General features: G+C 65.5%; 18 protein-coding genes. All 18 read right to left on the minus strand.

Going from position 1 to position 17,658, the window contains the following annotated elements; genetic code table 11:
* The coding region (locus tag NWF34_RS16830) for an ATP-binding cassette domain-containing protein (RefSeq protein WP_258325567.1) at positions 1-193 on the minus strand (193 nt) is incomplete at its 3' end.
* 46 nt (positions 194-239) lie between these two features.
* Complete coding sequence (locus NWF34_RS16835) at positions 240-917, minus strand: hypothetical protein (protein WP_258325568.1); 678 nt, start codon at positions 915-917, stop codon at positions 240-242.
* A 59-nt stretch (positions 918-976) separates the two neighbouring features.
* The gene (locus NWF34_RS16840; RefSeq protein ID WP_258325569.1) at positions 977-1,984 is read right to left on the minus strand and encodes an MlaD family protein; all 1,008 of its coding nucleotides are present in this window, start codon (positions 1,982-1,984) and stop codon (positions 977-979) included.
* Positions 1,981-2,976, minus strand: coding sequence for an MlaD family protein (locus tag NWF34_RS16845; RefSeq protein ID WP_258325570.1), 996 nt, complete (start codon positions 2,974-2,976; stop codon positions 1,981-1,983). The genes NWF34_RS16840 and NWF34_RS16845 overlap by 4 nt, the downstream gene beginning before the upstream one ends.
* Positions 2,973-4,061, minus strand: coding sequence for an MlaD family protein (locus tag NWF34_RS16850; protein ID WP_258325625.1), 1,089 nt, complete (start codon positions 4,059-4,061; stop codon positions 2,973-2,975). Before NWF34_RS16850 ends, NWF34_RS16845 begins: the two co-directional genes overlap by 4 nt.
* Positions 4,062-4,071: 10 nt before the next feature.
* Positions 4,072-5,067: an MlaD family protein gene (locus NWF34_RS16855; protein ID WP_258325571.1), complete on the minus strand. Its 996-nt coding sequence runs from the start codon at positions 5,065-5,067 to the stop codon at positions 4,072-4,074.
* Positions 5,055-6,074, minus strand: coding sequence for an MlaD family protein (locus NWF34_RS16860; protein WP_258325572.1), 1,020 nt, complete (start codon positions 6,072-6,074; stop codon positions 5,055-5,057). Before NWF34_RS16860 ends, NWF34_RS16855 begins: the two co-directional genes overlap by 13 nt.
* Positions 6,075-7,127 (minus strand): hypothetical protein, encoded by a 1,053-nt coding sequence (locus NWF34_RS16865; protein ID WP_258325573.1) that lies wholly within the window; start codon positions 7,125-7,127, stop codon positions 6,075-6,077.
* Between the two features lie 4 nt (positions 7,128-7,131).
* Positions 7,132-7,998, minus strand: a complete 867-nt coding sequence (locus tag NWF34_RS16870; RefSeq protein ID WP_084811854.1) for an ABC transporter permease — start codon at positions 7,996-7,998, stop codon at positions 7,132-7,134.
* 4 nt (positions 7,999-8,002) lie between these two features.
* Positions 8,003-8,923 carry an ABC transporter permease gene (locus tag NWF34_RS16875; protein WP_084811855.1) on the minus strand — a complete coding sequence of 307 codons (921 nt, stop codon included), beginning with the start codon at positions 8,921-8,923 and terminating at the stop codon, positions 8,003-8,005.
* 301 nt (positions 8,924-9,224) lie between these two features.
* Entirely contained in the window at positions 9,225-10,922 is a 1,698-nt protein-coding gene (locus NWF34_RS16880) for an NAD(P)/FAD-dependent oxidoreductase (protein WP_119031009.1), read from the minus strand.
* Positions 10,923-10,970: 48 nt separating this feature from the next.
* The gene (locus NWF34_RS16885) at positions 10,971-11,834 is read right to left on the minus strand and encodes an SDR family oxidoreductase (protein ID WP_258325574.1); all 864 of its coding nucleotides are present in this window, start codon (positions 11,832-11,834) and stop codon (positions 10,971-10,973) included.
* Positions 11,831-12,034, minus strand: coding sequence for a ferredoxin (locus NWF34_RS16890; protein ID WP_258325575.1), 204 nt, complete (start codon positions 12,032-12,034; stop codon positions 11,831-11,833). Before NWF34_RS16890 ends, NWF34_RS16885 begins: the two co-directional genes overlap by 4 nt.
* Before the next feature lie 46 nt (positions 12,035-12,080).
* Complete coding sequence (locus tag NWF34_RS16895; RefSeq protein WP_119031006.1) at positions 12,081-13,475, minus strand: aldehyde dehydrogenase family protein; 1,395 nt, start codon at positions 13,473-13,475, stop codon at positions 12,081-12,083.
* 10 nt (positions 13,476-13,485) lie between these two features.
* Positions 13,486-14,277, minus strand: a complete 792-nt coding sequence (locus NWF34_RS16900; RefSeq protein ID WP_258325576.1) for a coniferyl-alcohol dehydrogenase — start codon at positions 14,275-14,277, stop codon at positions 13,486-13,488.
* Between the two features lie 11 nt (positions 14,278-14,288).
* Positions 14,289-15,548, minus strand: coding sequence for a cytochrome P450 (locus tag NWF34_RS16905; protein WP_119031004.1), 1,260 nt, complete (start codon positions 15,546-15,548; stop codon positions 14,289-14,291).
* Complete coding sequence (locus NWF34_RS16910) at positions 15,545-17,092, minus strand: acyl-CoA synthetase (protein WP_258325577.1); 1,548 nt, start codon at positions 17,090-17,092, stop codon at positions 15,545-15,547. Before NWF34_RS16910 ends, NWF34_RS16905 begins: the two co-directional genes overlap by 4 nt.
* A 48-nt stretch (positions 17,093-17,140) precedes the next feature.
* A complete protein-coding gene (locus NWF34_RS16915; protein ID WP_074852034.1) occupies positions 17,141-17,545 on the minus strand; it encodes a sterol carrier protein in 405 nt (134 codons plus the stop codon).
* Between the last annotated feature and the right edge of the window lie 113 nt (positions 17,546-17,658).

Consider the following 17,658-nt stretch of genomic DNA (forward strand, 5'->3'; position numbering starts at 1 on the left):
CATCGATGATCACCGACCCCTGCTCGGGATGCAGCAACCCGATCAACGTCTTCAAGAACACCGACTTACCGGTACCCGACGGACCCAGCAGCGCAGACACCTCACCCGCTGGGAGCGTCAGGGAGACATCACGCCAAATATTCTGCGAGCCAAACGACTTGGTGAGTCCCTCGACACTGACCTCTACACCCATCTCGTCCTCCTGTTGGTCTGATCTCGGTGGAACTCGTCGCGGCCGGTCACTTGGGTGCGACGGCGCCGTCGATGCCGCCCACGTCGGTGATCAGCCAGTCCTTCGAGCTGTCCATGGTCACGGTGTAACTCGCCGTGGACTGCACGCCGTCGGGTGCCTGGGCGTTCTTCGTCATCACGCTCACGAATGCGGAGACCACGTACACGCCGCCCTCGTGGGACTTGACGCTGGCAGCGATCGGTTGCGCGGTGGAGGTCCACTGGAGCGGGACGATGACCTGTTCCATCGAGGTCGATGCCTCGGTGAGCTTCGCGGTGAGTTCCGGCGACGTGTTGGCCGTCAGCCGGGAGTTCCAGGCGCCGAGATCCTTGTAATTCATGTCGGCTGCACCGGTGGCGTAGTCGAGAGCGCGCTGTTCGGCGGTGGTCGCGGCGGCGGTCTCGCTCTGCATGGCGCTGATGGTGTCCGACTTGTCCGCGACGACGAACCCGAGGATGCCGATCGCGACGGCCATACCGAGGACCACCACACCGACGACGACCTGCTTCAGGCCGAGTTTCACCCCTGAGGCACGGGCCAGCAACGAGTCCCCGCCTGCCGTGGGCCGGTCGGAGCCCTTCTCGTCGTTCGCGGAGCCGCGTGTCGCCGATCCGGTTGCGGGCGTGGCGGTGTCGTCGCCGGTGTCGGTTGTGTTCTTCTCGGCTTTCACGGTGGGGGTGCTCATCGGTGCTTCTCCTGATTTCGAAGTCGGTTCGTGCGGATCGGGTCCTGCCGGGTCAGCGGTCACCTACCACCCACCTTGACCACCAGGCCGTTGCCGTCGCCGGCGGTCGCCAGCGCGGTCCGCATCAGGGCGCCGAGGTCGACGCTGCGCAGACTCCGGGCACCCGACGCCACCGACGGCAGCGCCGCATCACTGAGGACCCGGAGGTCCGGGGCGGCCTCGTCGAGGAACTTCTGTACGTGTTCGAGCAGCGGCTTGGCCTCTCGATTGAGCGAGGTCGGCGAGTTGGTGGTGACGATGAAGCCGTCCTTGCCGTCCGCACTGGTCGACGCCTTCTTGCCGCCTTCGCTGAGGAACTTCGCCAGTCCGATCGCGAAGCGCTCCACCGGATCCCCGGACGCCGCGAGCGAGTCGCTGATGCCGGCGCCCTTGGTCAGCAGGGGCTGGAAGTCGGTCAGCAATGTGGTCAGCGATCCGCGCGTGGCCAGGATGGTGGCCTCGAGGAGTGCGCTCGCGTGCTGGATGTTGGTCAGCACCTCCTGATCCGCCGGGAGCCCCTCGTTGATCTCGTCGACGATCGAGCGGACCTGCCTGCTGTCGACCTGTTCGAGGAAACGGGTGACCCGCGCCGACAGTTCGTCGACCGTGGTCGGGACCGTGATCGTCGACGCCGTCAGCACGACGTCGTTGGAGAGCACCGGCCCGGATTCGGTCTTCGGGGTGATTCCCAGGTAGGTCTCACCCAGTGCCGACAGGTTGTCGACGCGGTAGGCCGAGTTCACCGGGATCGAGTACTTGTCCTTGTAGTTCCATTCGATGCGCACTCCCTCGACGGAGGGCTTCACGGAGGTGACCCGGCCGATGGGCACGCCCCGCAGCAGGACCTTGGAACCGACGACCAGACCGTTGGTGTGCTGCACCATCATCGTGGCGTGGCGCACGTTCACATTGTTCGTCACCGACAGGCCCAGTGAGTTCAGGTACGCGAGCGAGGCGACGATCAGGGCAAGCAGCCCGGCGATCGACACCAGCGTTCGGCCGTTGAGGGCGGACTGTCCCCGCCTCATCGGACCGCTCCGAGCATCCGGAGGACCTTGGTCACGTCGCCGATGATCTCCTGCCCGTCCGGGGTGGACGCGGAGACGATCTCGAGACCGGGCTTCCGCAGGAACGGGAACAGGCTCTTCGACAGGAACTGTTGCAGCTGAGCCTGATTCGAGCCGATGGCGTCGATCCCCTGCCGGACCGTGCCGATGCTCCCGTCCACACCTCGCAGTAACGGCATCAGCCAGTAGCCTCCCTCGAATACGCTGCCGATACTCGGCAACACGATGCCGATGCCCGAGAACAGCTTGCCCAGCTGACTCCAGTAGTGCATGCCCTCGTCGGAGAGCATCTGCTCGGCCGCGGGCAGATGCGGTATGACGGCGAGCGCCGTGGCGTCGAGCCCGCGGATCATCCCGTCGATCAGGTCGGTGCCCGCCGAGAGACTGCTCAGGTCGATCGCCGAGATCTTCGCGACGCGCCTGGTCTGGCGGATGTCGGGCAGTGCGGTGTTCATCGTACGGATCACATCCTGCATGTTCTGGATGCTGCCGCCGTTGACGAAGTTCGCGACCACGGCGAGGGTGTCCTCGAGCGGTGGCGGAGATGTCGTCTGCGACAACGGGATCAGTCCACCCGATTCGACGACTTCCGTACCTCCGCTGGTGGCGACGAGCGCGACGTAGGGATCACCGAGGACGGTGTTCTGGCGGATCGACGCCGTCACGTCGACCGGGATGCGCACCCGGCCGGTGAGTTTGGCGTTCACGTCGACGTGATCGCCCCGCAGTTCCACGCCGGTCACCGAACCCACCTTCGCCCCGTTGAACGTGACGTCGGAGCCCTCCGGGAGATTCAGGGTGTCGTCGAACTGGACGGTGATCGTCTCGCCGTCGCCTGCCGAACGCACCGAGGAGGCCAGCTCGCCGGGATTGAGCGTGCAGCCCCCGAGTACAACGGCCACGAGTGCTGCGGCAGCAGCCGCCGCCACCCGGCCTCGTATCTGAGCGATCATCGTCGAACTCCAGCCACCAGTAGATCGAGCACTCCCACGCGGACCATCCGGGTGTCGCCACGCTCCGTGGTGCAGCTCCCCGGCTTCACCGCGTTGACCCGGGCGCACCAGGCTTTTCCGTCGGCGGCGCGTACCCGCACCTCCGGCGGTCGCACACGGAGACCCACGCCCCGTCCGCGTTCGGCGACCAGTGCCACGTTGGCCGCCATGCTCGGGATCGCCGACAGCGCCTTCTGGACGTCCCCCACACGTGTTGCCGCGACGTGAAGCGCGTCGGCCAGCACGTCGAGTGTCGGGTACAGGTACTCGCCGTAGCGCGGCTCGATGTCGGAGATCAGCAGGAGCACGGGCTGCATGCCGTAGATCATGTTCACGGCTCCGGGCCAGAGGACCCGCGCCGCAACGTCGGTCGCCTGCGGGAGCTTGGTGATGATCGACGAGATGTCACCCCACCGTGCGAGCGCGTCCTTCGTCAGGGGCGCGGTCATCGTGATGATGGAGCCGATGTCGGCGATGGTGCGTTCCGGACTCCGCGCCGCCGACGCCGCGGTGCGCATCAGGGTCTCGACGCGAGGCCCGGTACCGATCACCGAACTCGACATCTCGTCGATCGATCCCGCCAGTGCCCGGGTGTCGCCCTCGGGGGCGAGCTGGTCGATCAGGTCGGCCGCCGAACCGGTGATCTGCGAGATGCTCTGCGGGGTGTGTGCCCGTTCGAGGGGAATGCACTCGGAGGCGCGGAGTCGCTCCCCGTTCCGGTAATTGCCCACGAGCTCGAGTGAGCGGTCGGCGAGGACCGACTTGGATCGGGTCACCGCCGCGACGTTCGCGGGGATCGGTCGGTCGTTGTCGACCGAGAAGGTCACGCGCACACCGATGTCCTGCGGTTCGATCGACTCGATGGTGCCGATGGGATAACCCATCTGCGTCACCTTGTTGCCCGCGTACAGCCCGATCGAGTCGGGCAGCATCGCGCAGTAGCCACCCTCGGCGCGCGCCTGCGCGGTGCCCGCGCCGGCGGTGGTGGTCGCCACGGCGGCGACCGTGGCCGCCATCGCCAGACACACCGCCGACCTCATTGCCATTCGCTTCACGTCAGCACTTCCTTCCGGCCACCGGCAGGCACATCGCGGTCGCGTCCAGGACGAAGGCGGAGTCCGCATCCGGTGCGCCCTCGGGCGCCACCAGCGAGGCCAGCCGGCTCTGCAGCGGACCGAGGTTGTCGATCATCGCGTCCATCCCGTTGCGCAGCCGGTCCGCGGTGTTCCGCGCGCCGACCACCGCCGCGTAGAGCTGGTCGGAGTGGTTGAGATAGAAGTTCGACACCGCCCCCAGCCGCTGGAGGACCCCACCGAGCTGCCGGTAGGCCTCCGAGAATCCTGCGCGGTAGGTGTGGAACTGCGACAGAGCGACATTCACCTTGCGGATCAGCTCGAAGACGAACTCCCGGCTGTTGGCAAACGTCGTCATGTAGTCGCTCGCCATCGCCAGGATCGAATCGACCTGTCGCCGTTGCTTGTCGACGATCGTCGAGATCGATCGCATCCCGTCGATCAGGTGCCGCAACGATTTCGAGTTCTCACCGAGACCGTCGGCCACCTGGGCGAGAGTGCTCTCGATCGGATCGCCGTCCACCTCGTTGGTGATGCGCGGCAGTTCCTGAAGCGTGTCGGCGATGGTGTAGGGCACGGTCACCCGGTCCGCCGGGATCGTGCGGCTGGTCTCGGTGACCCGACCCGAGGGGATCAGCGACACGAAGTAACCACCGACCGCGGTGAGCAGTTGGACGCGGACGCTCGACCTGTCGCCCACCACGACGTCGTCGGTGACATCGAGTTCCACCTCGACGTCGTCGGCGCGAAGTCTGACATCGGCGACCTTTCCCACCGAGATACCCGCCACGCGGACGTCCTCGCCCCCGCTCAACGACGCGACATCGCGGGTCGTGAAGGTGATCGCCTGCCGCCCGGGGGGCGCCATGTAGAAGTAACTCACGCCGGCGATCAGCACGGCAGCCAGACCGACCGCCACCATCCCGGTCAGGAAATCGTTGGCGCGTATCCGTTCCCACGCACGCGTCAGGCCCGACATATGACCACTCCACTTCCGTTGATCAGAACCTTCGCCATGGCGGGGAGAGCGAGTTCTCCCTTGGAACACCGCTTCTCCGGCATCGGTGCGGTCACCGGGGACTGCAGACCCTCCAGCATGGTCGGGAGCATCTCCAGTGAGCGCCACAGGTTGTCGACCGTCGGGAAGGCCTCGGTGAGAATCCGGTCGACATCGGTGTCGGGCTGGATTCCGACACCGGACAGGATCGAGTTCAGCACACCCATGAACGACGGCCCGTACTCGCTGGCCTTCCGGAACTCGTCGAGCACGGTGAGAGTCGAATCGACCGGTCCCTCGATGTCGCGGAGGAACTCCAGGATCTGGGGAGACTTTCCGCCCAGCGTGTCCGAGATCCGCGACATGTTCGCCACCAGGACGGAGATGACCTGCTGACGGTCGGTCGCGTAGCGACTGAGGGTGTCGACGCTCTTCAGCATCGGTGCCAAGCCGCCACCGTCACCTTGCAGAAGCGTGAGGGCGTTCTGCGAGAAGGAGTTGATCTCCTGGGGGCTGAGGGTCTGCAGCACCGGCTGCAATCCGTTGAACAATTCGGTGATGTCGAAGGACGGGATCGTCTGCTTCACCGGGAGGTGGGTCACCGACTCTCCCTGGCCGTCCACACCGGTCACGTCGACGTACCGGACACCGGACAGGTTGGCGTACTTGACCGCTGCCTTCGTCTGACCCGTGAGCTTGTGCGGCTCGAGCAACGTGAACGACACCTCGGCGTGAGCTGCGTCCTCCGACTGCCGCATCTCGATCGCGGTCACCTTGCCGACCTTCACCCCTCGAATACGAACGTCGGCGTTCGGTCGCAGACCTGATGCATCGGTGAAGTCCGCGGTGTACTGGGCGGTGGTGCCGTCCACGGGGTTCTTGATCCCGTTGGTGATCGCCGCGAACAGGATCGCCGCCACCGCGGCCGCGGCGATGAGCTTCCACAGCGGGCGCATGATCCGAGCCGCACCGGCGAATCGGCCGTTCATCTAGCGTCCTCCACGTTCTGTCAGCGAGGTCAGCGGCACGGCGAGCGCAGGCAGCCGCTCGAGCGCGAGATCGACCTTGAGAACTGTTGTGCCATCACCCTTCGTGCCGAAGGCGCCGTCGAGCCGCCGCACCAGGTCCCGCACGGTGACCGGAGTGATCACGCCCTGGCCGATGGCCGGCAGCACGGTGGCCGCCTCGGTGGCCATCTGAACCGTCGAGGTCAGATCTGCCTGGTTCGACTTCAGGAGCCTGCCGACCATCGAGAAGAAGTTGTCCGAGATCGCCTTCAGCGTGGTGGTGAAGTTGTTCTGCACCTCGTCACCCGCGGCGCGCAACTCGCTGCTGTAGAAGTGGAACAGCGCCGAGATCGATCCGTCGACGAACGGCGGCAGCGCGTCCACGATGGCGTTGTACTTCGTGATCAGCTCTGCCGGCATCTCGCGCTGCGTACGCTCGACGACGTCGGCGAGCACCACACCGGTGTGGATGAGCGGCTCGAAAGCCGAGGTGTACACCAGGACTCGCTTGATCGCGTCCATCGTCTCCGGGACGAGCGAGCCGTTGGCCACGTCCGAACCCTGCTCGATCATGGTGGCCATCGTGTAGTCGGCCCCGGGGCTTCGGCTGAGGTGATCGCCGTCGCGGACCTCGCCACTGGCGGCATCACCGGTGTCGGCGATGTTCAGGCCGGTGATACCGAAGTAATTCTTGGGGCGGAAGTCGATGACGAAGTCACGTCCGAGCCCGGCGACCGAGCTGCGGTCGAGTTCGAGTGTCAGTGAGGTGACCCCGACCTGGTCGACGTCGAGCGAGGTCACCTTGCCGACCGGCGCCCCGAACATGACCACCTCGGTGCCCGCCTCGACGCCCGGCCCCACCGCCGGCGTGTCGATGGTGACGGTCACGATGTCGGGATCGTCGGGCGTCATCGCCGGGACGACGTAGAGCCCGAGCAGTGTGGCGACGATCGCCACCGCCACCACGACAGCACCCGAACGCCGTAACACCTTTTGCCGGTGTCGGTCCGATCCGATCAGAAATCCGGAGACCATCAGTTCACCCCTTGAAGATCAGGTCCGGGTGAAGACCCCACAGCACGATGGTCATCACGAGGTTCAGCACGATGGTCATGACGAGGCTCGCGCGGATGGCCCGCCCGGACGCACGTCCGACCCCTTCTGGCCCTCCGGACGCGAAGAAGCCGTAGTAGCAGTGGATGATCGTGATCACCGCACAGAATGTCACCGCCTTGATCAGCGAATACATGACCTCGACCGGGTCGAGGAATTGGGAGAAGTAGTGATCGTAGGTGCCCGCCGGCGCGCCGTGCACGACCTTCACGAACACGCTCGCCGTCAGGAACCCGATGGCCAGCGAGAGCAGGTAACCCGGTATGACACAGAGCATTCCGCCGACCAGACGAGTGCCGACCACGAACGGGATGGAGCGGATGCCCAGGGTCTCGGTGGCGTCGATCTCCTCGGCGATGCGCATCGAGCCGATCTCGGCGGTCATGCGACAGCCGACCTGCGCGGCGAACCCGATGCCGGTCATGATCGGACCCATCTCACGAATGTTGAGGAAGGCGCCGATCACACCGGTCAGCGGTCCGAAACCGATGAGATTCAACGTGTTGTACGCCTCGATCGCCACCGCGACGCCGATCGCGACACCGAGGATCATCAGCAGCGAGATGACGCCGCCGTCGACGATGATCGATCCGCGACCCCAGGCCATGCTGTTCATGGTCTTGAAGGTCTGCTTGCGGTAGTGCCGGATGGTGAACGGAATGTTCACGACCGTCTGCAGGGTGAACAGCGCCCACCGGCCGATCCCCTCCTGGACGGTGAAAACACTTGTGGCGAGCCATCGCCCGGTGCGCGACAGCGTCGGGGACACGGAGTACTTCGTCGGAGATGCCATGTCCTCAGCCCACCTGACTCGGGAAGAACATGGTCTGGAGCTGTGTCGTCATGAGGTTGGTGACGAACACCGCGACGAATCCGAGTACCACCGAGGCGTTCACGCTGTCGGCAACGCCTCGCGGTCCGCCCTTGGCCTCGAGGCCGCGGAGGCTGGCGATGATGACCACCTCCATTCCGAACAGCATCGTCTTGAGAATCGCGAAGTAGAAGTCGGTCTGGGTGGCGAACGCTCCGAAGGACTGCCAGAAGCTGCCGGGGATGACTCCGTTGATCGAGACGGCGAGAACGAATCCCGCCGCCACCGCCGACGCAACGATGATGACGCAGAGGATCGGCGAGATGAGGAGGATGGCCAGGAAGCGCGGCAGGACAAGGCGTTGCACGGGGTCGACACCCATCACCCGCATGGCGTCGATCTCCTCACGGATGGACCGGGCGCCCAGGTCGGCGGCGATCGCCGACGCCGCGGCACCTCCCATCAGGAGGCCGGCCGCGATCGGGGCGCCCTGCGAGATCACCCCGATACCGCTGGCCGCACCGGCGAGCGACTTGGCGCCGACCTGGTTGACCACGGCGCCGACCTGAATCGAGATCTCCGTGCCGAACGGCAACGCGATGAGTACCGCGGGCAGCGCCGTCACCGTCAGCAGGAACCAAGCCTGCTCGAGAGTCTCGACCATCGGCAGACGCATCCGGATGGTCTCGGTGACCGAGTAGCGCACAACGTCCGCGGTCAAGGTGGCAGCGCGTCCCATGGTGGCGATCGACGCCTTCGGCACAGTCCGCAGGTACTCGACCGTACGAGCCCCTGCACGAGCGGCGACCGCCCCTACCCCTCCGCCCGAGGGCGGCGCGGGATGGGCGAACTCATCCTTGTAGGTGAGTATCTCGGCCTCGGCAGCCGAGACTTGAAGATCGCGCATACCTTCCTCTCAGAAGATCTTCGGAGACATCAGCTCCGGGAATTTAATCGATATTTGATTAAGTAGGCAGTTCACACCCATGCGTGGATGTGCGTTGGATCACAAGGAACCTTAGCCATAAGTCCACCTATGGTCAACCCCGTATTGGGGCATTTGACCAACAGGGCTTCGGCCGACCCGCCGATCGCGATCAAAACGGACAAATCCCCCGCTGAAGTGCAGTGATCAATCACTCCACCAACACCAGATGGCGAGCGCCGGCGGTGGTTCGCCGGCGCCCGCCAGGTGACGTCGAGCCGATCTAGCGGGCGGCAGAAACCGCCTTGTCGTAACGGGCTTCCAGGGTCTTCTCACGCACCAGACCCGAACGCAGGCGGTCACCCAGACCCGCGCCGTCCTCCTTGCGGAACTCCTTCAGCATCACCCGCGCCGCGTTCTGTCCCGGCATACCCGAGATCCCCGCGACCGGATGCGTCCCGGCGCCGGTGAGGTACAGCCCCGGGATGGGGGTGCTGTAACCGGCGAACTTGTCCGCCGGCTTCAGCGGCCCGAACCGGGAGATCACCGGATCGACATGGTAGACACTGCCGTCGATCGCCCAGAACCGGTCCTCGATGTCGGGCAGCGCCAGGGGGCGTCGCGCAACCTCGAGGGACTCGATTCCGTTGTAGTAGTGCGAGGCGTCGCGGATCACGCGCTCGGTGATCTTGTCCCGAGCGACCTCCCAGCCCTCGCGCGGGTCCGACGGGGTCAGCCCGGTCCAGAACCAGAAGATGTCGCATCCGTCCGGGGCGAATCCCTTGTCGAACGACGTCGTCGCATGTCCGAGTCCCGGAATGTGTTCGGGCACATCACCCCTGATGCAGGCCTTCGCCGCGTCGAGGCTCTCCTGGTAGGTGTTGAACGAGTTGCAGCCCAGACGGAGGTCGATTCCGTCGCCACGCCACTTCTCGTGCTTCTCCATCGTGATCTTGCCGCTGAGCGCGATGTTCAGCTTGTAGTCGGCGATTCCGCGCCGGCGCGTGGGGATCTTGTCCGCCTTGTTCTGCAGGACCCGCGGCAGTGTGCCCTCCGGGAGCAGCCGCGTCAGGGTCGTCTTCGGGCTGCAGGCGGTCAGAACGCCACGGCGAGCGTGGATCTCCTCGCCTCCGACCAGACGCACACCGGTCACCCGACCGTTGTGCATGACGAGTTCGTCCACGGGCGCGCTCGTGCGCACACGACCGCCGTTGGACTTCAGGCTCTCGACCAGCGCAGCCGGGAGAGCGCCCGTGCCGCCGTGGAACATCGACACCCCGTACTTGCTGAGGACACCCAGGTAGATCAACGACCAGCCCGAGAGGTCGGCGTCGAAAGGCATGAACGGCAACGCGATCAGCAGCGGCGCCTTGATCGCGTCGCTGGTGAAGCTGTCCTCGATCGCCTCCGCCTGCGACGACGCCATCCAGCGTCCGACCGCCACGAGTTCCTTGCGGTTCTTGACCATCCCCTTGGTGGCCTGCAGAACCTTCTTGATGTCCGGCTTGACCGGGCTGGTCTGCATCAGCGGCAGACCGATCTCCACTGCGGCGTCGATGACCCGGTACAGATCCAGCAGCGCCTCGGCGTCCGACGGCGAGAAGTAGCGCAGTTCATCCGCGGTGCGACGCGGGTCCCGCCACATGGCCAGGGAGGTGCCGTCGTAGTTCAGCTGCACATGGGCGGGGTCGATGACGGTCTGCTTGAGCCCGAACTTCCTCGACAGTCCCAGATCCTTGTCGATGGTGGTGGTCCGGAACAGCGAGGCCTGCATCGATGCCTCGTTGATGGTGTACCCCGGCGCCTCCGGTTCGAACGGATTCGTCGAAGTCATTCCACCGACGGTCGGCGACGCCTCGACGACGAGGACATCGAGACCGGCCTGCGCCAGGTAGGCGGCCGACACGAGGCCGTTGTGGCCGGCGCCGACCACGATGACGTCGGCGGTGTTCTTGGTTGTGTTCTTCGGTGCTGGGCTCACTACTCTTCTCTCTTCTGATCTCTTCTGGTTCCGGCCGTTTCAGGGGCGTCAGACCAGGGGGTTGCTGCCGAGGGTCGCGTCGGTCAGATCGCAGATCTCTGTCCACCGCTCGGCGACGGCGGCCGGCGACGGCGGTTCGCTGAAGGTGATCCCGGCCCCCTGGAAGAGCGCCACGCGCTGCACCAATCCCCCGCCGACGACGAAGATCGATCCGGTCTCGGTGCAGATCGGGTTGACCAGGTGCGTGACGACCGGGGCGACGAACTCGGGCGGAAGCCGGTCCAGGATCTCGCGCGGCGCGACGTCGGCAGTCATGCGGGTGGCTGCCAGCGGCGCAACGGCATTCGCGGTGATCCCCGACTTGGCGCCTTCGATCGCCAGGGTGTTGATCAGACCGATCAGCCCCGACTTCGCGGCGCCGTAGTTCGCCTGCCCGAAGTTGCCGTACAGGCCGCTGGTGGACGTGGCGACCACGATCCGGCCGAAACCCTGTTCGCGGAAGTGCGGCCACGCGGCGCTGGTCACGTTGAACCCGCCGTAGAGATGCACCCGCATCACCGCATCCCAGTTCTCCGGCGACAACTTGGCGAAGCTGGCGTCGCGCAGGATCCCCGCGTTGTGGATAACGCCGTCGATCTGGCCGAATCGGTCGAGGGCGGTGCGCACGAGCGACAGAGCGCCCGAGACATCGGAGATGTCATCGTAATTGGCGACCGCGTCGCCGCCGCGGTCACGGATCTCGGCCACCACCTCGTCGGCCATGGCCGACCCGGCACCGGTGCCGTCACGGTTACCGCCCAGATCGTTCACGACGATCCGTGCACCTTCTCCCGCACAGCACAACGCGTACTCGCGGCCCAGCCCGCCACCGGCTCCGGTGATGACGACGACCCGGCCGTCGAGGTTTCTCATTCGCTGTCCCGGAGAAGTCTGAGAGCTTCGGTCGGGCAACCGGATATGGCTTCCTCGACCTCCATCAGATCGGCCTCTGCGACCTCGTCCTTGAGGACGAGCAGTGAACCGTCGTCGTCGTCGATCTCGAAGAAGTCCGACGCCAGCGATTCGCAGATTCCGAGCCCGGTGCACCGGGCGCGATCGAGTACTACTTTCATGGTCCCTCCTGGGTGGATGTGGAGGCGAGAGCCCTGATCAGTGGATTCAGAAGAGCTTTCGCATGATGGCCAGATCTCGCACCGAATAGGGCGGATAGATCAGGCGGATGTCCGGCTTCGCGGTTTTGGACAGGACGGCCTTGCGGTGGCTGAGCCGCTCGAATCCCCACTGCCCGTGGTAGTCACCGATCCCCGAGTCCCCGACGCCACCGAACGGCAGGGCGGGAACGAGACAGTGCATCGCGATGTGGTTGATCACCGCTCCCCCGGAGGGGATCGAGTCGATCAGGTGCTGTCCGAGCGTTTTCGACGAGGTGAACGCGTACATCGCCAGCGGCTTCGACCCCTGGTTGACGAATGCGACGGCCTCCGGGATGGACGCGACGGTCACCACCGGGAGGATCGGGCCGAAGATCTCCTCGGACATCACCGGATCCGTCGGCGCCGGGTCGACGACCACCGTCGGTTCGATGGTCAACCGGTCGGCATCGGTCGCACCGCCGGCGACGATCCGACCCGTCGTGGTCGCCAGGTAACCGGCGAGACGGTCGAACTGGCGGCGGTTGACGATCCGCAGCGCCGGGTCCTCCTCGCCCGATCGGAACTCGATCATGTTCGCGGCGATCTTCTCGACCAGCCGGTCGGCGATGTCACGGTGGGCGAGCACATAATCCGGCGCGATGCAGGTCTGTCCGGAGTTCATGGTCTTCACCCATGCGATCCGCCGTGCGGCGACGTCGAGGTCGGCGTCGGCAGCCACGATGACCGGGCTCTTGCCGCCGAGTTCCAGGGTCACCGGGGTGAGCGTGGCCGCGGCTCCCGCCATGATCTTCTTGCCGATCTCGGTTCCGCCGGTGAACAGCGCGTGGTCGAAGCCGAGCGCGAGGAGCTCCTGCGTGACCAGGCCGTCCCCTTCGACGACCGCGATGGCCGAGGAGTCCAGATACTCGGGGATCAGCCTGGTCAGCAGCGTCGAGGTGGCGGGCGCCAGTTCCGAGGGTTTGACCACGGCACAGTTGCCTGCGGCCACCGCCGCGATCAGTGGGCCCAGCGTGAGGTAGACCGGATAATTCCAAGGGCCGATCACCAGGACGACGCCCAGCGGCTCGTACTGCACCCAGCCGCGCCCGGGCAACTGGTTCAGCGGAAGCTTGACCCGCTTGCGCTTCATCCACTTCTTCAGGTTCTTCCGCGCATAGGCGGCTTCACCGGCGGTCGAGGCGATGTCTCCCAGCCACGCCTCGGACGGACTGCGTCCGAGGTCGGCGGCCAGGGCCTTGGCGATCTCGTCCTCGCGTTCGGCGAGCAACCGCTCGATGGCGGCCAATTGCCCGAGCCGCCAGCTGATGTCACGGGTGCGACCCGAGGCGAAGGTCTGTCGCACCGACGCCATCATGCGCTCGTGGTCGACCGCGCCGAGTCCCTGGACCGTCGTTGCCATGTCTCGGCTCCTAGATCTCGGGTGCCGGCACGACGCCGGACAGCACGGAACCGGTGACGCCGCCGTCGACCACGAGCGCATGCCCGTTGACCCAGCGCGCGGCGTCGGACACCAGGAACACCAGGGTGTCGGCGATGTCGCCGGGCTCGGCGTGGCGACCCAGCAGATTCTTCAGACCGTCGAGGGTGTCCTTGCCCATCGACTCCTCGAAGTCGGTGAGAATGGGCGTCTCGACCGGGCCGGGTAGGACTGCGTTGATGCGGAAACCCATCTCCGCCACGGCAAGACCCATCGACATGGTGTAGACGGTGGAGACCTCCTTGGAGAAGTTGTAGGTGTTGCCCTCCTGGGGATTCGCCTTGAACCAGGCCAGCCCCTCCTCGAAGGTGTCGGTGCTGAGCAGGTCGCGGATCTGCTCGAGCCGCGCGGGCCAGCCGAAGCCGGCGGTCGAACTGACGATGGTGATGCTGCCACCCGGATTGAGGCGGTCGAAGAACGCCTCCGAGAGATGGCGCACGGCAAGCGAATTGACCGCGAACACCAGTTCGCCGGGCAGCGTGCCGGGAACCCCGGCGATGTTCAGCAGCCCGTCGAAGGAACCCTCGAGGGACTCGATCGCGGCGTCGATGCTGTTCGGGTTCGCCAGGTCCACCTCGGTGTGCGAGGTGACCGGGACGGTCGGCACGTTGCGGTCGAGGCTGTGCACCTCGGCACCGAGGTCGAGCAGTTTGGCGGCGGTCGCGGCGCCGATACCCGACGCGGCGCCGGTGACGACGAACCGCTTTCCGTTGAATTCAGACATGGATTCTCCGCTCAGAGGGTGTAGGGCATGGACTTGACGGCGCGCACGAAGTTGCCGGTGAGATACTCGGGTTCGCCGACCTTCAGGGTGGGTGCCCGATGCAGCAGCTGGTCGAAGATCTCCTGCAGCTGCATCTTCGCCACGAAGCTGCCCATGCAGAAGTGCGGTCCACCGCCACCGAAACCGACGTGGGGGTTGGGCGATCGGGTGATGTCGAATTCGTTGGGACGCTCGAAGACCTTCTCGTCGCGGTTGCCCGACGAATAGATCATCGCCACCCACTCGCCGGCCTTGATCTCCTGGCCGCCGAGCACCGTGTCCTGGGTTGCGGTGCGGCGGAACGTCATGACCGGCGAGGCCCACCGCACGAACTCCTCGATGGCCGGCTTGATCAGCCCGTCGAAATCAGAGAGGAGCAGCTCACGCTGAGCCGGGAAGTCCTGGAAGGCCTTGGTGGTGATGCTGATCGAGTTGCGGGTGGTGTCATTGCCGGCCACCGACAGCAGCACGAAGAACGACGCGATCTCCTCGTCGGTGAGCTTCTCCCCGTCGACCTCGGCGTTCACCAGACCGGTCATCAGATCCGACTTCGGGTTGCGGCGGCGCTCCTCGGCGAACTCGAATCCGAGCGACAACAGACCGACCAGGGATTCGTTCAGGACCTCACCGGGTTCGCGGCCCGCGGCCACGTCCTCGTCGGCCCAGGACACCATGCCGTCGGCGTGATGGGCGGCCTCCTCGCGCTGGTCGAGGTCCTCGAGGCCCATCATCTCGTAGATCGTCCACATCGGGAGTTTCTTCGAGACGGCCTCGACGAAGTCGCCCTCCTTGCGAGCGATGAGTCCGTCGACGATCAGCCGCGCCTGGTTCTTGATCTGATCGTGGATCTTGGCGACCTGCTTGGGCGTGAACGCGGAGCTGACCAGCCTGCGCAGGGCCGCATGACGCGGATCATCCATCCCGAGAAACGATCCCGCGGCCGACAGCAGATCCTCGGGGATCTCCTCGAACTGGAAACCCTGTCCCGAACAGAACAATTCGGGATGCTTGCTGACCTCGGTGATGTGTTCGTGCGAGACGACGACCCACACGCCGTCGTTCTCCGGCGGCATCAGGGCGCCCTCGAGCGGCCGGTGCCAGCTGACGGGACGCGCCGCGCGCAGCTGGGCGAAGGTCTGCTCGCGCTCGTCCGCGCTCTTCGCCCAGAAGTCGAGCGAAGAGATGCTGAGCGGGTCGTAGGGACGGGCCGATGTGCTCAATGTGCTGGTCATGCCTGTGCTCCTGCCGCCAGGTATCGCTTCTCGATCTCACGCTTGACGAGCTTTCCGGTTGCGGTGCGGGGCAACTCGTCGACGAAGTCGACCGTTCGGGGTGCCTTGAAGTGCGCGATGCGCTCCCGGGTGTAGGCGATGATCTCGTCGGCCAGTTCGTCGGAGGGGGTTTGCCCGGCGCGCAACTGCACGACGGCCTTGACCTGCTGACCCATCTCGGCGTCGGGGACGCCGATCACCGCGACGTCGTAGATCGCGGGATGCAGGGTGAGGACGTTCTCGACCTCCTGCGGGTAGATGTTGACGCCGCCCGAGATGATCATGAAGGCCTTGCGATCGGTCAGGAAGACGTATCCGTCCTCGTCGACGTATCCGAGATCGCCCACGGTCGTCCAGTTGGAGTGCGCGGGATGCTCGGCGGCCCTGGTCTTCTCGGGATCCTTGTGGTACTCGAACGGACGCGTCTCACGCTCGAAGTAGATCAGCCCGACCTCGCCGGTCGGCAGCTCGTTGCCGTCGTCATCACAGACGTGCACCGGGCCCATGGCCGACTTGCCCACCGATCCCCGCTTGGTGAGCCATTCCTGCGTCGTGATGATGGTGGTGCCGTGGTTCTCGGTGGCACTGTAGTACTCCACGAGAATCGGTCCCCACCAGTCGATCATCGCCTGCTTGACGTCGGGCGGACACGGCGCCGCGGCGTGCACGACCAACCGCAGGGACGAGGTGTCGTGGGCATTCCGCTGCTCCGGCGGCAGCTGCAGGAGCCGGACGAACATCGTGGGCACCATCTGCGTGATGGTCACCTTGTACTGCTCGATCACCTCGAGGATGCGCTCGGCGTCGAACTTCTCGAGGATCACCACGGTGCCCCCGAGGGCGTGGATGGCACCGGACCATTTGAGCGGCGCGGCGTGATACATCGGCGCAGGCGAGAGGTAGACGTCGTCGGCGGTCACCTTGAACACGTGCTGGATCAGACCCGTGATCGGGTCGCCGGGCTCGTCCACCTGGATCGGCAGCAACGACGGCTTGACCCCCTTGGGTCGGCCGGTGGTCCCCGAGGAGTAGAGCATGTCCGAGCCGCGAGGCTGGTCGACGAGCCGCGGACCGGCCTGGGCGAGCACGTCACCGTAGGCCTCGAAGCCGTCGATGTTCCCGCCGAAGGCGATGGTGCGGATGTCACTGTCGCCGAGCTCCTCGACGACGGCGGACGCGAGTTCGGCGACCCCCGACGACGCGAACAGGACTCGTGCGTCACTGTCGGAGACGATGTAGGCGACCTCGGACGGGGCGAGGTGCCAGTTCACCGATGTGACGTACAGGCCGGAACGGACTGCCGCCCAGTAGATCTCGAGGCACTCGGGCGCGTTCTCCGACAGCAGCGCGATCACGTCACCCTTACGCAGACCCATTCCGTGCAGGGCCGCGGCCAGGTCTGCGGAGTGATCGTCGAGTTCTCGGTAGGTCACCGTCCGGCCGCTGCCGGCCATGATGATCGCCGGCTTGTCGGGTGTCGCCTGCGCGTGGGTTCCCGGATACATGGCTTGTCTCTTCTCTGGAGTTCCTGCGTGTGGGATGTTTCGGCGACGTCAGACCAGCAGGTCCTCGCGTCCGTCGGTCTTGAGGTTGTTGATGTAGACCGGGAACAACTTCTTGCCCAGCGGTGCGAGCTTGAGCAGGCTCGCGACGTTGCCGGTCACCGAGATCTTCTTCTTGGCCATCGCCAGGGGGAGATTGACCTTGCCCTGCCAATAGGCGTTTCCGGTGTCGGCCGGCATGACCATGGTGGCCATCGGTTCGGGGCTCCCGTCGAAGCCCTCGTACACCTGCTTGTTGACCGCATCGACGACGACCACGGCCTCCGGACTACTGAAGTCGAAGGCGAACACGAGTCCGCTGTCGACGAGCTTGGGTCCGATCTCGGCGTCCTCGAACGCCGTCTCGAAGATGCCTCCGATGTACTTCCTGACCTCGGCAGCGTCGGTGAAACCCATGACAGATCCTCCTTTTTAAATGTAACTTCGATTCAAATCGATGTCTGCGGCACTCCCACCTGCATCTATGCTTCTTCGGCGGGGTCTATGAGCTGAGTCACAACGACGATAGC

The sequence above is a fragment of the Gordonia sp. GONU genome, assembly GCF_024733855.1.
In the GTDB taxonomy this organism is placed as follows: Bacteria; Actinomycetota; Actinomycetes; order Mycobacteriales; family Mycobacteriaceae; genus Gordonia; species Gordonia amicalis.